The sequence below is a fragment of the Bernardetia sp. MNP-M8 genome, from assembly GCF_037126285.1.
In the GTDB taxonomy this organism is placed as follows: Bacteria; Bacteroidota; Bacteroidia; order Cytophagales; family Bernardetiaceae; genus Bernardetia.
In genome coordinates, this window is sequence record NZ_CP147012.1 from 3,693,592 (window position 1) to 3,709,765 (window position 16,174).

Consider the following 16,174-nt stretch of genomic DNA (forward strand, 5'->3'; position numbering starts at 1 on the left):
ATCATTCTTCTAAATCTTTAAGCATTTTACGCAGTAGAGTTATTTTTTCATTTTGCTGTTTTCCTTTTAGTTGCTTTTCATATAATTTCTTTTGTAGTTGCCTTTGTAAAATTGGCTCTCCTATCAAGTCAATATATTTCTGTGCTATTTCATTACTATTGACAACATCATTTGGTTTATCATTTATAAAATCAATAACTTTTGATATTTTCTCTTTAGCAAATTCTCCCATTAGTCCCCCATTCTTCTCTAAGAAAAAAGAATTAGCAAAAAGCATATGAATATTCTGTCCAAAAGTTTGTTCTTGGAAAGAGTTTTTCTCTACAATACATTTTCCTTCTGCATCTTCTCCATTTTCTAATTTTTCGCCTTCTTTACCTTTACGTAAAAAAATAACATTCTCTTTCGGCAAATCAGAAACCAAAAAAGGAGAGTGAGAAGTAAGAATAAGCTGGATTTGTTTGTTTGGGAATATCTTTGGCAGCGTTTCAAGCAAGATTTTTAAATACTGCTTTTGCCATTGTGGATGTAGACCTAGTTCGCCTTCGTCTATGAAAAAAATAAAATTACAAGATAATACATAACTTCTTCCTGCTTCCACTGAATAACATCTACCAAAAAATGAAAGCAGTATTTGTTCTCCTTGGCTAAGATGCAAGAAATGACCATTTTTAACCCATCTAAAAGAGAAAATATTTAAGCCTAAATTGATTAAATCTATAGTTTCTGAAAGAGACAAAAATAAATGGGGTGATTTGTCTTCAATAATAAATGCAGTATCTAAGCTTTGTATATGTTTTACAATCTTTTGAAGCACATCATAGTTTTCTTTTTTGAGAAGTGAAGATTCTTCATTACTGTTCATAGTAGAATCATTGAATATATCATTCAGTAAATCTTCAGTATTTGCATTTTTAGTCATTTTATGTAGTAGTTTTTCCTTTATTTCTTCAAAAGACAGACTTAAATGAACTGTTTGTACTTTTGAATTTTCTACAGCATATAACCTAGTTATTAGAACAGCCCAAAAAACATCATAAATAGATTGAATAAAAGAAGGTATACTGCTGAACCTACGATAGGTGTGATTATCTATATCCTTATGAGAAAAAGGTGTAGGGAAATTGTTGTCTTTTGCTATTACAGCGTACGCATATCTACCATAAGTTCCTACTAACGTCATAGCTACTTGATTTGGAATATTAATAGGAAATTTATCTGTTTTACTTAATGACTGATTAATAAATGACGCAAATATTATTTGTCTTTTATATTCTTCTAAATAGTATTCGTCCATTTTATCTCTATGTATAATTGGAAGAGATTCGCTATGAATATAATTTGAAGTAGATATGTCTTTAACACCATAGTCATTTCCAAAATCAGTTATAACACAATCGTTACGTAGTTCGGAATGATAGAACAATGTTAATTTACCAATTGAGTCACTTAAATTAAGTACATTATCTATTATTCTGTCTTTAGTGTATGTGTTTTTTAAGTCACGAGATATTTTTTTGAGGTCATGATATATTTGTATATTAAAGTTTTCTCTTGTTACCATTACAAAACTTTTTCTGTTATTATCATGTGCAATGAGTAGTCTAATAAAATCCAAAACCGAACTCTTCCCAGCTCCATTTTCTCCCACAATAGCCGTAACATTTGTTATTCCATCGCCAAAAAAACCATTATAAAAATCTCTTTTACTTTCTTTCTCTGTTATATTATCCGTCAAAGTTCCCTCAATGACTTTTCCATTTTCTTCTTTTGTAGGCTTAAACTCAAACTCATACAAAGGACTAAAATTAAATCCTTGTCGGTAAATATTTTTATAATCTTCAATCCAAAGATAAAGGAGTTCCATAGTAGTTTTTTGAGTAAGAAGTAGCGTTTTAGGAATAGAAAACAAGATACAAAACTAAATGCTATACTCAAACCTATAAGGTTTTGAAAATCTTATAGGTTTAAACCAAAAAAAACCTACTTCTACAAGAAATAGGTTTTGTCTATATTCAAAATGAAAAAATCAAAGATTTGATTTTTAAAGATTTACATTTTCTTAGAACTTTTTAGAACCATCGGTTTGCACTACATAACGCAATGTATAATGTCTTGAATCTTCCATAGGTACAGTAGTTGGGTCAGCAGGAGCATCTTTGTAATAACTTACAATTTCTACTTTTGCATATTTTTCGTCAGCAGTACGGATAACCAAAACTTTTCCTGCAATCGGACTGATAATATGTGTTGTTGGGTCGTAATTGTACCAACCTTTTCCAGAACCTGTTGTGATTGCCAAATCAGTTTCAGAATTATCCTGTTTGAATGTTTGGTTTTCAGGAATTTCTTGTAATTCAGTAAAAAGACCATCAAAAATATATGCGCCTCCTTTTCCTGTTCGGATTGCGCCACCGTTTACAATAATTGTAGAACCTCTAAAACCAATATCCCATTTTGTAGAAGCACTATCTGAGTTGGCAATAATTTTATTTTCACGCAAACTGAAAAGAGTGAAATTTCCAGTTGTACCTGTTGGCATTCCTGTTGTTGGGTCAATCTGAATTGGGTCTGCAATAATATTACTTGCTGTTTCTACTGTCAAAGGTTCTGGAGTTGGGTCTTCATTATCATCATCCTTACAAGACGAAAAAATAAAAAGACAAGTTGCTAAAAGCAAGATTACGTTTAAAGAAAGATTTTTCATGGCTTATTAAAATTTGAGTTGATTGAATTAAGTAAAACAGACATCTCTGTCTGTCTGTTTGAATTTGAAATTTATTTATTTTTCACAGACAGGGATGTCTGTGGTACGGAAGGGTTAGGGTTTTATCCACAAAAGAGGTTTTAATTTTTTGTATTCTTTAGCGATTAATAAAATATTGATTACCAAAAAACCACCTGTTTGGAAGAGTTCGGCTGTATCATCAGGTTCAAGAAAAAGATGAAATAAGAAAATATGTAACGTAATCGGAATGAGCATCAGCGCACCGACAAAACTCATATATTGGCTCAAAATCATCAACCCAAAAACGATTTCACAGATTCCTAAAAGCTGCCAAAAATAACCCGTTTGTTTCATTCCAAAAATGTAGTTTTTGATTACTAATATATTTGGTTTTTCTGTAAGTTTTTGACTGCCTTCTTTCTCAATTTGAGTAATCATTTGAGTAGGCTCTGGCAATGGTTTTGCAAATTTTTGATAGCCACCATAGAGCATTATTCCTCCCAAAATGAAGCGAATAGTTATGAAAAAGATATTTTTGATAGTTTTTGAGTTCATTTTTTGTTTTTAATTTAAACCTATAAGGTTTTCAAAAACCTTATAGGTTTGTAAGTTGTAAATTTATTTTTTTTGAATTAAAAACTGCATTCTTACCCACAACAAACGCCCTGCAAGTGTTGGAATAAAACTTTCGTCTTTATAATTGAATAGATTATCTGCCCCGATTTGCAGATTGAGTTTTTGTTTTAAAAATTGTTTTCCTGTTGAAATATTAACTGTTGTATAGCCGTCGACGTATTCATTTGGCGCATCTAAAATCAAATTTCCATTTCGGTCACCAAAACCGTATTTGCTTCTATAAATGGCTCTGATATTTGCCGAAAAACCATGTTTTGAATTTTGATAAAATAATTTTGCATTTGCCATGTGGTTGCTTCTTCCCATCAGTCCACCATAATCTGATTTTGAAAGACGCTTTGTTTCTAATGTTTCAGGGTTTCTAGCAAAATAATTTCCGTTTTTTATTTCCTCCAAAACCGTTTTGTCTTTGGCTTCTAAGTATTGATAACCTGCCGAAAAAGTAAGAGAAGAACTAGAGTTTGAAGAAGGAGAAAGAATTGAATAATTCAGTTCTGTTTCCATTCCTTGCGTAAAAATGCTATTGAGATTTGTATAGCTAAATAAATTCTGTCCATTTGTTTTGCGAGCCACCACTTGGGTTTCTATCAAATTATCGACATCATTTCTGAAAAAATTAGCTTTCAAAAGTAATTTTGCTGTTGGCGTATATTTTATTCCAAGATTATAAGAAACAGAACTTTCAGCTTTTATTTCTTGAATATCATCAGGATTTAATACAACTTCTGCTATTTGCCCTGCTTGCTGTAAATCTGCAACGCCTTGTTTTATTTCTTCTGTTCCAAAAACAGAATAACCCACCACATTATTTGTAAAATTGAGATAAAGTTGTCTAAAATCAGGTGTTTTGAAACCCATTCCTGCCGAAGCTGTCAGACGAATTTTGGGCGAAATTTGATAATAAGAGGCTATTTTCGGACTTAATTGATTACCATAAATAGAATGTGAATCAAATCTAGCTCCCAACGTAATATTAGATTTATCACTAATAAAAAACTCATGTTGAGCAAAAATATAGTTGGTTTGAAGGCGTTTTTTATCGGTGTAACGAGTAGAACTTACCGATTCATTGACGCTTCCAATTCCTGCCGTAAGAAAATGCTTTTCATTGAAGGAATAAACACTTTGAAATTCTGGACGGAAAAAAGTTTGGTCAAAAAATGTTTCATCATAGACAGAATTATCATTCTCATAAAGAAGTTTTGAATCTGTTTTGTACTTTGAATAATAAAATCTAAAATAGGTGCGCCATTTTTGTGTAATTCTCCAATCCAAATTGGTCAAGACATTGTAATCATTAACTTTTCCATCACCCGAAACTTGTTCCTCTCCTACTTCTGTGCTTGCACCAAATCTTGATTTTTGATTTTCTTCAAAATACCTTCCCGAAACAGAAAGATTTATTTTATCTGTAAAACGATAAGAAATTTTACTTTGAAAAGTGTAATTATCAAATGGTTCAACAGTTTTTCCATAACTATTTGGTGTAAAATCATATCCATTACTTCCATAGCGATTAGCAAAAGCTGTAATGGCTAATTTGTCTTTTTTGGTCTGAAAGGAAAGAGTCAAATCGCTGGTTTGATTTGTTCCATAACGAGCCGAAATGCTCCCTTCTGTACCTTTCGGATTTTTTGTGATTATATTAATAACTCCTGCCAACGCCTCTGAGCCATACAAACTAGAACTTGCTCCTTTAATGATTTCGATGCGTTCGATATTTCCTACTGCAATGCGTGAAAGCTCCAAAGTTCCTGCTGTTCGTCCGATGATTGGTTCGCCATCAATCAAAATAAGTGTATAATCTGGGTCAAAACCTTGCAATTGAATTCCTTGTCCGTGTTCTTGAATAAGTGTAAGTCCTGTTTGTTCTTGCAAAACATCACTCAATCGCAAACTTCCCATTTGTGAGATTTGTTCTTTATCAATGATTGTCATGGGAATAGGAATTTCTGAAAGCAGTTTTTCACTACGAGTAGCTGTTATGACAACCTGCTCCAAGTCTTCTGTTTTGATGTTTTCCTCATTGTTTTTTGCATTATTTTCTAAAGTATCTGCCTCTATTTTTAACTGCTTTTTATTATTTTTTTGAGCATACAAATTATGTGTAAAAAATGTTAAAATAATTAAATATAAAAGAATGTAAAGAGTAAATTTTTTCATGGCTATTGAAAAATATCAGTAGTAGTTTATAGTTGTGAAAACATATCAGTAAGATTTGTTTTTTCTAGCAAACCTGAGCAAAATAGGATAAAGTCTTGGTATACAGAACTGTAATTGCCTTTAAAGACTTTTAGAGCACTTTTGATGATGCAAAATTAAAGCTATTTAGACTAATTCCAAATAAAAAACGAAAAATTTAGTAAAATAATTTTTATTTAATCTAAATAAGGATAAATTTGCATCATCAAACAGCAACTAATAGGGTTTGTTTGTATACTTAATCAGGTTTATTTATTTTATTTAAAAAAAATACTTTTATGAAAAAGAAATCTCTCTTTTCGACGGTTCTGTTTTTATGCTTATTTGCTTGTGGTCTTTTAGGAATGGCATTTATTTCTCCTTCTGATAATGACCCAAATCCGAAGGACAAACAGGCTATCAAATCTATGTGTGGATGTTATGAAATAAGTTTTGACTTTGCTGAAACGTTTGCATCAGATACAAACTACCAGTTTCATGACAATTATACGGCAAGTGCTTTGGAGTGGGTTGAGCTAGTGGAAGAAACACCTACTTTTGTATCGATGCAACATCTTTTGATTGCCAATGATACTATGATTATTAAGCATTGGCGACAAGATTGGAGCTATGAAAATACAGATTTTTATATGTATGATAAGGATAATCAGTGGAAATTTGTCAAAAAACCAAAGTCAGAAGTAGCTGGACAATGGACACAGAAAGTATTTCAGGTAGATGACAGTCCACGTTATGAAGGTTCTGCAAGTTGGGTGCATGTAGATGGTCGTCAGTATTGGGAAAACACGACGGATAGTCCACTTCCTAGAAGAGAATATACAAAGCGCAAAGATTATAATGTAATGACTCGTACTAATCGCCATGAAATTACAAATGAAGGCTGGTTGCACGAGCAAGATAATGACAAAGTTTTGCGTCAAGATGATAAAGCAGATTTTAAGATTGCTAGTGAAAAAGGAATCAATATCTATAAAAAAGTAGATGATTCTCGTTGTAAATCTGCTCAAGGTTGGTGGAAAGAAAACAAAGATTTTTGGGCTGTTGCTAGAGCAGAATGGAATGCTGTTTTTGCTAAAAATAAAGACTTAAAACTAAAAGGTGTGGTTGATAAAAAACCATTATTTATGCATCTTTTCCCTTTAGAAAAAACACAGACAGACAAGATAAAGCCTATCATTTCAGAGTTTGTAGAAAAGAGATAACATCAAACAATTACGCTACTCATAGTATTTATAAAACCTATTTCATTTGATGGAATAGGTTTTTATGTTTTTGAATGTTTTTTGACTAAACAATGAATAGGCGAGTATTTTACTTTTTCTTTTGAATAAAAATATGTACTTTAAAACCTAGTTATCAAAAAGATAGCAAGATTTGATGAATTTTGAGTAAAATTAAATAAATCAAAAAAAAAACTGATATATAGATTTTATTTCTGTTAATTTTTGTTTAGTTTCGCTATTGATAATCTAACTTTCATTGTATGAATTATATAGTGATAGGTCTTATAATGAGTATATATAGTGTTTTGTCGAAAAAATATTGAATTTTATCAGATTTATTGACATCTTTGATAAAAGATAGAGTATTTGATACTATATTAAAGTATATTTGAATTATGTAGAGTAAAATCAGGTTAATTTTTGCTTTTACTTTGTTTTTAAAAAATTATATTTAATTTCAAGCGTATGGATAACGATTTCGTCATATATGATTTTTACGACCAGATGCGTAAACATCAAACGTTACTAGCTTTTCAAGGAGTAGTTTCTCAAGATTTGCTCTCTCGTTTGGCGAGTAGTTTAAAGCGCAAGAGTTCGCAAGAAGACCCTAATATTGGACGCAAAATATTTGCAATTTTCATTGAGCTTTCTCAAAATGTCAGTCTTCATTCTATAGAAAAATCATACTCTATAAAAGAAGATAAACCTATTGGTGTAGGTTATCTTTTGGTAAGTGAAGCTGATGATCATTTTTTAATTTCTTCCTCTAATCTAATCGAAAATTCTATACTAGACCACGTAATGGAACGTTGTCAATATATTAATTCTTTAGATGATGATGAATTAAAAACGTATTATAAAGAACAACGTCGTGCACCTCAACGTGCGAACAAACCAGGCGCTAACATTGGTTTAATCGATATGGTTCGCAAATCCAATAACCCTTTAATTGGAGAAGCTTATCCTCATCCTGATTATCCAAGCCAGTCATTTTTAACTATTACTGTCAGATTAGATAAATAAACTTTAAAAAAAATATAAATTCGTATGGAAAACTTCCAAATCGAAGGTGAAAACTACATCCCTACTGTTAATTTTAATCCTGAAGAAGGAGTTTTAGAAATCTCTGGTGAATCATACCATGAATACACTATTGAATTTTTTCAACCTATTTTTGAATGGCTCAATAAATATCTAGAAGAAGAGGGTAGAACTTTTACATTCAATTTTAGAATGACGTATTTTAATACCTCTTCTTCTCGTCGTTTCTTAGAGATTTTTGACTTACTTGAAGACTATAATAAGTCTAAGGGTGGCAATGTTACTGTCAATTGGTACTATGAGAAAGATGATGTTGATATGCTTGAAAGTGGAGAAGAGTATGCCGAAGATGTTGATATAGGTTTTAATCTGATTGCTTATTAAAAGCAGGTTTTAGCTAATAACTAAAAACTGATTCTTATTTATTTCATTTCAGAGACTTTTTAGTAAGTATTAAAAAAATTAGCCTCCTAGAATTTAATTTTCTAAGAAGGCTAATTTTGTTATTTTTCTTTTTGAAAAGCTCTTTATGAATTTGGATGAAAATAGGTGTTTTTATCTACTATTAGAGAAAATAATATATTTTCAGTGAGACAGTAACAACAGCAAAAAAGAAGCATTTTACAATACACCTATCTCTATTGTTGGTATCTCACTGACAATTTTCAACTCCATTCAAAAATTACTTGATAAATGAAATGGCATTGATAATCAGTTAATATAACTTTAAGTTATCTGAAAATATGTGTGTTCAGTTCGGAGCACGACATAGTCCTCAGCGAAGCTAAACGATTTCAAGCAGTACATTTTTTATTGTACGCTTTTTATTGTACGCTAATTACAAGTTCTACTCGTGGTGATTTTGGGGGAAGTTGTGTTAGAATCAAATTTTCTTTTTCTTGATTATTTTCTTTTTGATTCTCATTTATAGGTAGAGACTCTTTCAAAACAGCATCGTCAAGTTTTTCGCTCATTCCATAGACGATATAATGAAATTTACTTTTGTCATCTACTCGTCTTTTTAAGTATTTGAAAACCTGTTTTGTACGCTTTGCTGACATATAAAGACGTTTTTGTGCGTCGTTATCTAAACTATTTTCCTTTTTGCTTTCCTTATTATCTGAATAGGTTCTTCCAAAAATTTCTATTATTAAATTGGCATCATTATTTAGAAATAGAGCAATCTCTTTTAATTTGTTTTTCTGTTCTCTAGTTAGTTTTTTAGCATTTTTGCCATCAAAAAGGACAAAATGAGTTATAATTGTTTTTTTATTTTCTTTTTCAATAGTTGATATGCTGCTTGCTTGTGAATAATAGGTATTTCCTGTACTTTGCTTTGCATAAAGTTTATCTATATATTCCCAAGATCCATGAGAAAAACTCTCTTCTATTTTATCAAAAATAGGTTTGAATTTATCCATCGGATTTAACTGCGAAGAGACATATTGGGTAGGAAGAATTGGCTCAACTTCCTTTACCGTAATTTTTTCTAAACTATCAAGAGCTTCTATGCTTCCTTTATTGATTGTATAATCTACCAATTCTTTCAATACCTCAAATCTATCTCTGTCGTAGTTGTGAAAAGCTGCTGAATCATAATAACTGAGTAGTTGCTGAGAGCGAGTTTCAAAAAAGTTGTGTTGTCCTATCTGTGTATCTAAAAGTAAAATAGGTTCGAAAACAATCTCACGATTAAGTTCATAAATAAATGTTTGTGGAGGAATAAAGATAACGATTACATAAGGGCGAAAATCTTTTACTTGAACACTAATTTCGTAACGCTCATCAGGAAGTAGAAATATAAAATAGTTTCCAGTTAAGGTATCAGGTGAGAAAACTCTCAATTGTTCTTCTTGTGTACGAAGGTTTTTGACAGTTAGATTTATTTCTAGTTTTTCTTTTTTAGTATTATTTTTTGCTTGAGGATTTTTGTAATGATATGCAAATAATTTTCCTTTTACAATAGTAGAAGTAGGAGCAAGAAGATGCGTATTTAAAGTAGTTGTAGGAGAATCAAAATCTTGTGCAAAGGAATTATTTACTCCTATACTAACTATACTAATTAGTAAAATAGACAAAAAAACAATCAAAGTTTTGTCTTTGCTCTTAGATAGATAAAATGAATTTGTAGTGTGTTGTTTTTTTTGTTTTCTCATTTTTTTATTTCTCATCTCTTCTTTCTGCGTGCTAATTTATAGAACTAAATAATTTTATTTGTTTCTCAAAAATATCTTTTAACTATTTTCGCTTAAAATTCATCTTGATATAGGAGAAATATAGCAATTTATAAAAAATAAACAAAAACCGAACCTCTCATACTAATAAAATGAGAAATTCGGTTAATCTATTTTTTTTGACGACAAAATAAATTCTAGTTTACTATCTATTTTCCGTCAGCAGATACTTTTAAGATAAGCATATCTACATTTTTTGTGTCCATATTTTCATTGGTATAACCAGCTAAAATAAAGCTTCCATCGTCTGCAATTGCTCCAGCTTTGGCTACTTGATCTTTTTCTCCTCCTAATGTTCTTGTCCAAATTTCTGTTCCTTTTGAGTCTAATTTATTAATCATTATCTCATTAGAAAGAACACTTACATTATTACCATATTCATCAGCTTTATAAATGTCAGTATAACCAATCAGAATAATTTCAGAATTATCAGTAACCAAAATATCGAAGGCTTCATCTGTACTTAATCCACCAAAGTTTTTATCCCAAAGTTTTTTTCCATTTTTATCAGCACAAACAATCCAAGCATCGTGACTTCCTTCTGCATAAGTATACGAATAACCAGCAATTAAGATATTTCCAGAAGGCATTACTTTTACTACATTTGCCATTTCATTATCTCCACCACCGTATGTTTTTTCCCATTTCTTATTTCCATTTTTATCTACGTGGATTAAAAGCATATCCCATTTTGTCATCATTTCTCCCTCTACATGACCAGCAATCAAATATCCACCTTCTGTTTTGGCTAAAGAGTGTCCTTGTTCGCTACTTTTTCCTCCAAAACTTTTTTTCCAAATCGTTTCTCCTTTATCATCAATTTCTAAAAGCATAATATCGCTTTTTCCTGTTTCAATAGGAATACTATTCATCAAAATCATATAATTTCCTTCATCAGTAGCAACAATACTATAAATTTCGTCTATGCTTTGATTAGAGCCAAATGTTTTGTCCCAAATACGAATTCCTTTTGAATCTGTACGAACTATCCAACCATCTTTTATATCCGAACCAGCACCATACGAATCTGAATAACCTGCAAAAATAAAACCTCCATCAGATGTTTCTAAACCTGCATATCCTTCTTCGCTTTCTTCTGCGCCATAGTTTTTATTCCAAATAATATTTCCACTTGCATCTACTTTTATTGCACTCATATTCATATCACCAGCACCATACGAATCTGTACGCCCTAAAAGTATAAAATTTCCATCCTTACATTTGATTATACTATTTGCAGCATCAAAACCTTTGTCTCCTACTGATTTGTAAGCAAGTTTGTTGGTTTTATTGTAGGAGTCTATTTCTAATGTAGTAGTAACAGGATCAATATTTTTTGTAGGATTTAAGAAAGGAGCAGAAAATGAAACAGTAGAACTGATAGATAAGGCTGCTGCAATACAGAAAGTTAAGATTTTCATACGCTAAGGCTATATTTTATTTTATAGATAAAGTTAAAGGCAAATGGTAAAGGCGATGTTGTATTTAGACTCTAAATTATGATGCTATTTGATTAACTAAGCAAAAAGTCTTAAAAAAATAGTCATTCATTGTTTGTATTCGCACTTATTTAGCAATTTTGCAATAAGTGTGCCTACTTCTAAGGCAAAATAATACAAAATATGCCATAAATACAGAGGAAGAATTAAATATAGTCTTATTTTGTTGATAAATCTTTTTAAAAGATAATTTATTAGTTAAATTATTCAATAAAATAGATTTTGAAAAACTTTAAAAGTCTTTTAAATCATTTCCAACACTTTTACAATTTCTTTTTCTACTGTAATTTATTACTTATTTAAGTTGATTTTCTGTTGTGTTGGTGTTTCTATATTTCCATCTCTTAGACGGATTACTCGTTCTGTTTTTGCAGCAATATCATCTTCATGAGTTACAATGACGATAGTTTTGCCACTTTCATGTACTTGTTTGAAAAGTTCCATTACTTCATAAGAGGTAGTTGTGTCTAATGCTCCTGTTGGTTCATCTGCCAAAATTACTTTTGGGTCTGTAATTAAAGCTCTAGCAATAGCAACACGCTGTTTTTGTCCCCCTGAAAGTTCAGAAGGCAAATGATGCGCCCATTGACGTAGCCCAACACGTTCTAAGTATTCTTCTGCCAGAATCTGTCTTTCTTTACGTCCTACTTGTTGATAATAAAGTGGTAGAGCCACATTTTCGGCTGCTGTTTTGAAAGAAAGTAAATTAAAAGATTGAAAAACAAAACCTAAAAATTTATTACGATAAATGGCTGCTTGTTTTTCAGAAAGATTTTTTATTAATACTTTATCTAACCAATATTCTCCTTTATCATAGTTATCTAGCATTCCCAAAATATTTAGTAGCGTAGATTTTCCAGAACCTGAAGAACCCATTATCGAAACAAGTTCGCCTTCATTGATAGTCATATCAATTCCTTTTAAAACATGCATACTTTGGGCTGTCGTATGGTAGGATTTGTGAATGTTTTGTAGAGAAAGCATAGTTTAATTATCAGTAGCTATTTATCAGTAAAAATATAACCAAGTTTAATGATTTTTTTTCTCTTCTCTATTCATTTGAATCATTTTTAACGAAAAATTTGATTTTATTTCTATTTTTCATCATTATTTTTATTATTTCAAGACTTTAAGTAAATGCTTGACTTTATCAGTCTGAATATAATCTACTCCTTTATTGATAGCTTCTATATTTTTATTATTCGAATGTGTGTTAAGAGTAGCCACTAAAAAACCTTCTTGATGAGCTTGCTCTACATTTTCTTTGGTTAAGTTATCTGTTTGAACGGTAATTCCTCTTAAATTATATTTTCTAGCTTTTTCCATAGCTATTTCAAAATCTTCATAAGCAAAAATTTGATAATTGGGACGTTCTTTTTGTAAAGATTCTATCAAATCGGTTCTTTTTAGTTCTATATATACTTTATTCAAATTAAGATTACGTTTTTGTTCATATTTTTCTAGCAAAGAAATAAGTGCTGTATTGAGTTGATTATAATAAACTGGAGAAGTAGAAGAACTAAAACTTTTAATATCTAAAGAAAAGACATAGTTTTCAAGGTTAGGTAGATGTTCGAAAATATCTTCCAAGCGAATGACTCTGTATTTTGTATAAGGTGCAGAACTTGTATACTGAGCATCTTTTATTTCGTTCCAGTTTTGCTCATGGATTTTTCCTTTTTTATTGGTTTTGATATCTAATTCTTCATCATGAAAAGCTACCAAAACGCCATCTTTTGTCATTTGTACATCAATTTCTACTCCATCACTTCCTAAAGTTAAGGCATACATAATTGATTCATAACTATTCATTGGATAAACCTGCCCAATGCCCATTCCTCCGTGTCCAATTACTTTAATGTCTCTTTCAGATAAATTAATGTTAATATCTTCTTGTTTACAAGAACTAAAAGAGAAAATAAAAAATAGAACCAAAGTTAATATTTGAAATGATTGTAGTAATAATTTTTTCATGACTTAAAATAGATTTAGAATAATAGTTTGAAAAATGAGCTTAAAAAGCATAACCAAGTGCAAGTCCTCCCCAATGTTGATAATCTGTATTGAATTCAAGAATAGGTGTGTAAGCAATTCTGAACATTAAACCACCTTTATTTTTTTGATAGCGATAGCCCAATATAAAATGAGTGTGATTTCGTATATCTCGTTTGGGTTGAAAGTCTGACGAACTAGCTCTCACAAAAGAAGTGATTGTTTGTCCTGCTCCAACTTCTAGCTTATGATTTTTTCCATATAAAAAATGAATAGCCACAGGTACAATAATTTCAGGATTGAATGTATCTGTATAATCATTAAGATAATATGTACTTGCACCTAAGCGAAAAGCAAAAGCAATTTTTGAAGTTTGATTATTAGAAAAAGTACGAGGTGAAAAATAAATATATTCATAGTTAATAGAACCATATCCTCCAGCACCAGCACCCTCTATATAAATTGTGTTTTTTGAATTGTTTTTATAATCTGATTGAGAAAATACTTCAACAGAATTATTGAAAAAAAATAAGATAGAAAAACACACAAAACTAAACAGTTTAAAAAATGGACTTTTCATCGTTTGTTATAGTTTAATATATTTATTTATACGTTTTTCCTAAATTATAGTTGTAGGTACAATATTTTATTAACGTTTATTCTATGTGTATTAAATTATCTAAAAATAACGTCTTTTTTAAAACATTTTATTGATAATAATTTACCTGTATGAAAAATTTGTTTGTGGTAAAGAAATTCAAGGAATTATTTTGTGTTCTTGAATTTATACGATTTATAGAAAATAATTTCCTGTTTTACATTTAAAAAAGGAAATGAATATACTACCTCAGATAGGATGAATTCATAAGAAAATCCTGTCAAATTGTTAAACCTTTTAAAAAATTTGCTTAAACAAAACTATTGTGCTACTTTTGTGTTAGTAAGTAATACTATCAATATTGTTAATTAAACAATCATTAATAAAATTAATTGGTAGTTGTGAATAACCAATAAATAATCATTTTCTCGTTTAACAAATTTTTAAAATACTTCTCTTATGCTAGTATCCAACGGAAATTACACAGACACACAAGACACAACATTTGCACAGAAACCTACTCACAAGAAAACTTTAGTTACTGTTGCTAAAGGCGATGGAATAGGCGAAGAAATTATGAATGCAACGCTTTCAATTTTGGAAGCAGCTAAGGCGAGAATAGATTTTGAAGAAGTAGAAATAGGTGAAAAAGTATACAAAAATGGACATTCAGCAGGAATAACACCTGAAACTTGGAAATCTTTACGCAAAACGAAAGTATTTTTGAAAGCTCCAATTACTACTCCTCAAGGTGGTGGTTTCAAAAGTTTGAATGTTACGATACGCAAAACTTTGGGACTTTATTCAAATGTTCGTCCTTGTGTTTCGTATAATCCTTATGTACAGACGAAGCATCCCAAAATGGATACTGTTATTATAAGAGAAAATGAAGAAGATTTGTATGCAGGAATCGAACACCAACAGACTGACGAAGTAACACAATGTTTGAAACTGATTACAAGTGTAGGAACAGAAAAAATTATCCGTTATGCTTTCGAATATGCAAAAGTATATAATCGTAAGAAAGTTACTTGTTTTTCGAAGGATAATATCATGAAAATTACTGATGGACTTTTCCACAAGACATTTGATAGAATAGGCGCAGAATATCCAGAAATAGAAAAAGAACATTGGATTGTGGATATAGGGGCTGCCAAATTAGCAACAAAACCAGAACAGTTTGATGTAATTGTAATGCCAAACTTGTATGGTGATATTCTTTCTGATGTAGCTGCTGAGATTACAGGTTCGGTAGGTCTTGCAGGTTCGGCAAATATAGGTGATGATTTTGCTATGTTTGAAGCCATTCACGGTTCTGCGCCTGATATTGCAGGAAAAGGAATTGCAAATCCATCAGGTCTTTTATTAGGAGCTGTTCAAATGTTAGTTTATATCGGACAAGCTGATATTGCTGAAAAAGTGCAAAATGCGTGGCTCAAAACAATTGAAGATGGCATTCATACAGGAGATATTTACAACCCAGAAACTAGTACGAAAAAAGTAGGCACAAAAGAATTTGGAGAAGCTGTCATCGAAAGATTGGGACAAAAACCTACTACTTTAAAGCCTGTTGAGTACGGAAGAGGAAAATCGATAAATATTAATCTTGAGCCTACCAAAATAGCTAAAAAAGAACTTGTAGGAGTAGATATTTTCTTGCATTGGAACGACACAGCAGACCCAACAGGGAAAAAACGCAATGCAAATACATTGGGAGATTCACTTTCTAAAGCTGCATTAGAAAGCAACACACATCTAGAACTGCAAATGATTACAAATAGAGGAGTAAAAGTGTATCCAAATGGATTCCCTGAAACTTTCTGTACAGATCATTGGCGTTGTCGCTTCCAAACACAAAATGAAGAAGCTATTGATTACAAAGAAGTCTTGAAATTGATGAATAAATTAAATCAAGAAGGATTTGATATTATCAAAACAGAAAACCTTTGTACGTTTGATGGTGTTCGTTCTTATTCTTTAGGACAAGGACAATAATATAGGAGCAATTACGAATTAAAAAT

13 protein-coding genes are annotated in these 16,174 nt (G+C 30.8%); 4 read left to right on the plus strand and 9 right to left on the minus strand.

Translation table 11 applies throughout. From position 1 onward, the window contains the following. Position 1 precedes the first annotated feature (1 nt). The 4 genes from V9L04_RS14955 to V9L04_RS14970 all read right to left on the minus strand — a co-directional run bounded on the left by V9L04_RS14955 (position 2) and on the right by V9L04_RS14970 (position 5,527). Positions 2-1,867, minus strand: a complete 1,866-nt coding sequence (locus V9L04_RS14955; protein ID WP_338790651.1) for an AAA family ATPase — start codon at positions 1,865-1,867, stop codon at positions 2-4. Positions 1,868-2,062: 195 nt separating this feature from the next. Then, the gene (locus V9L04_RS14960; protein ID WP_338790652.1) at positions 2,063-2,707 is read right to left on the minus strand and encodes an HmuY family protein; all 645 of its coding nucleotides are present in this window, start codon (positions 2,705-2,707) and stop codon (positions 2,063-2,065) included. Between the two features lie 114 nt (positions 2,708-2,821). Beyond that, positions 2,822-3,283: a DoxX family protein gene (locus V9L04_RS14965; RefSeq protein WP_338790653.1), complete on the minus strand. Its 462-nt coding sequence runs from the start codon at positions 3,281-3,283 to the stop codon at positions 2,822-2,824. Positions 3,284-3,346: 63 nt separating this feature from the next. Next, positions 3,347-5,527 (minus strand): TonB-dependent receptor, encoded by a 2,181-nt coding sequence (locus tag V9L04_RS14970; RefSeq protein WP_338790654.1) that lies wholly within the window; start codon positions 5,525-5,527, stop codon positions 3,347-3,349. Positions 5,528-5,844: 317 nt separating this feature from the next. Between V9L04_RS14970 and V9L04_RS14975 the strand changes: the two genes are divergently transcribed. The 3 genes from V9L04_RS14975 to V9L04_RS14985 all read left to right on the plus strand — a co-directional run bounded on the left by V9L04_RS14975 (position 5,845) and on the right by V9L04_RS14985 (position 8,214). Further along, positions 5,845-6,768 carry a DUF6607 family protein gene (locus V9L04_RS14975; protein WP_338790655.1) on the plus strand — a complete coding sequence of 308 codons (924 nt, stop codon included), beginning with the start codon at positions 5,845-5,847 and terminating at the stop codon, positions 6,766-6,768. 486 nt (positions 6,769-7,254) lie between these two features. Next, positions 7,255-7,812, plus strand: a complete 558-nt coding sequence (locus tag V9L04_RS14980; RefSeq protein ID WP_338790656.1) for a SiaB family protein kinase — start codon at positions 7,255-7,257, stop codon at positions 7,810-7,812. Positions 7,813-7,836: 24 nt separating this feature from the next. Continuing rightward, complete coding sequence (locus tag V9L04_RS14985; protein ID WP_338790657.1) at positions 7,837-8,214, plus strand: DUF1987 domain-containing protein; 378 nt, start codon at positions 7,837-7,839, stop codon at positions 8,212-8,214. A 440-nt stretch (positions 8,215-8,654) separates the two neighbouring features. Here V9L04_RS14985 and V9L04_RS14990 read toward each other — a convergent pair whose 3' ends face one another. From V9L04_RS14990 to V9L04_RS15010, 5 genes are all read right to left on the minus strand, one after another. Then, the gene (locus V9L04_RS14990; protein WP_338790658.1) at positions 8,655-9,986 is read right to left on the minus strand and encodes a hypothetical protein; all 1,332 of its coding nucleotides are present in this window, start codon (positions 9,984-9,986) and stop codon (positions 8,655-8,657) included. Positions 9,987-10,213: 227 nt separating this feature from the next. After that, a complete protein-coding gene (locus V9L04_RS14995) occupies positions 10,214-11,485 on the minus strand; it encodes a hypothetical protein (protein WP_338790659.1) in 1,272 nt (423 codons plus the stop codon). Positions 11,486-11,854: 369 nt separating this feature from the next. Next, positions 11,855-12,547, minus strand: coding sequence for an ABC transporter ATP-binding protein (locus V9L04_RS15000; protein ID WP_338790660.1), 693 nt, complete (start codon positions 12,545-12,547; stop codon positions 11,855-11,857). Positions 12,548-12,679: 132 nt separating this feature from the next. After that, a complete protein-coding gene (locus tag V9L04_RS15005; RefSeq protein ID WP_338790661.1) occupies positions 12,680-13,537 on the minus strand; it encodes a glycerophosphodiester phosphodiesterase family protein in 858 nt (285 codons plus the stop codon). Positions 13,538-13,577: 40 nt separating this feature from the next. Then, positions 13,578-14,135 carry a hypothetical protein gene (locus V9L04_RS15010; protein ID WP_338790662.1) on the minus strand — a complete coding sequence of 186 codons (558 nt, stop codon included), beginning with the start codon at positions 14,133-14,135 and terminating at the stop codon, positions 13,578-13,580. A gap of 594 nt (positions 14,136-14,729) precedes the next feature. Between V9L04_RS15010 and V9L04_RS15015 the strand changes: the two genes are divergently transcribed. Further along, a complete protein-coding gene (locus tag V9L04_RS15015; RefSeq protein WP_338794207.1) occupies positions 14,730-16,148 on the plus strand; it encodes an NADP-dependent isocitrate dehydrogenase in 1,419 nt (472 codons plus the stop codon). Positions 16,149-16,174 lie beyond the last annotated feature (26 nt).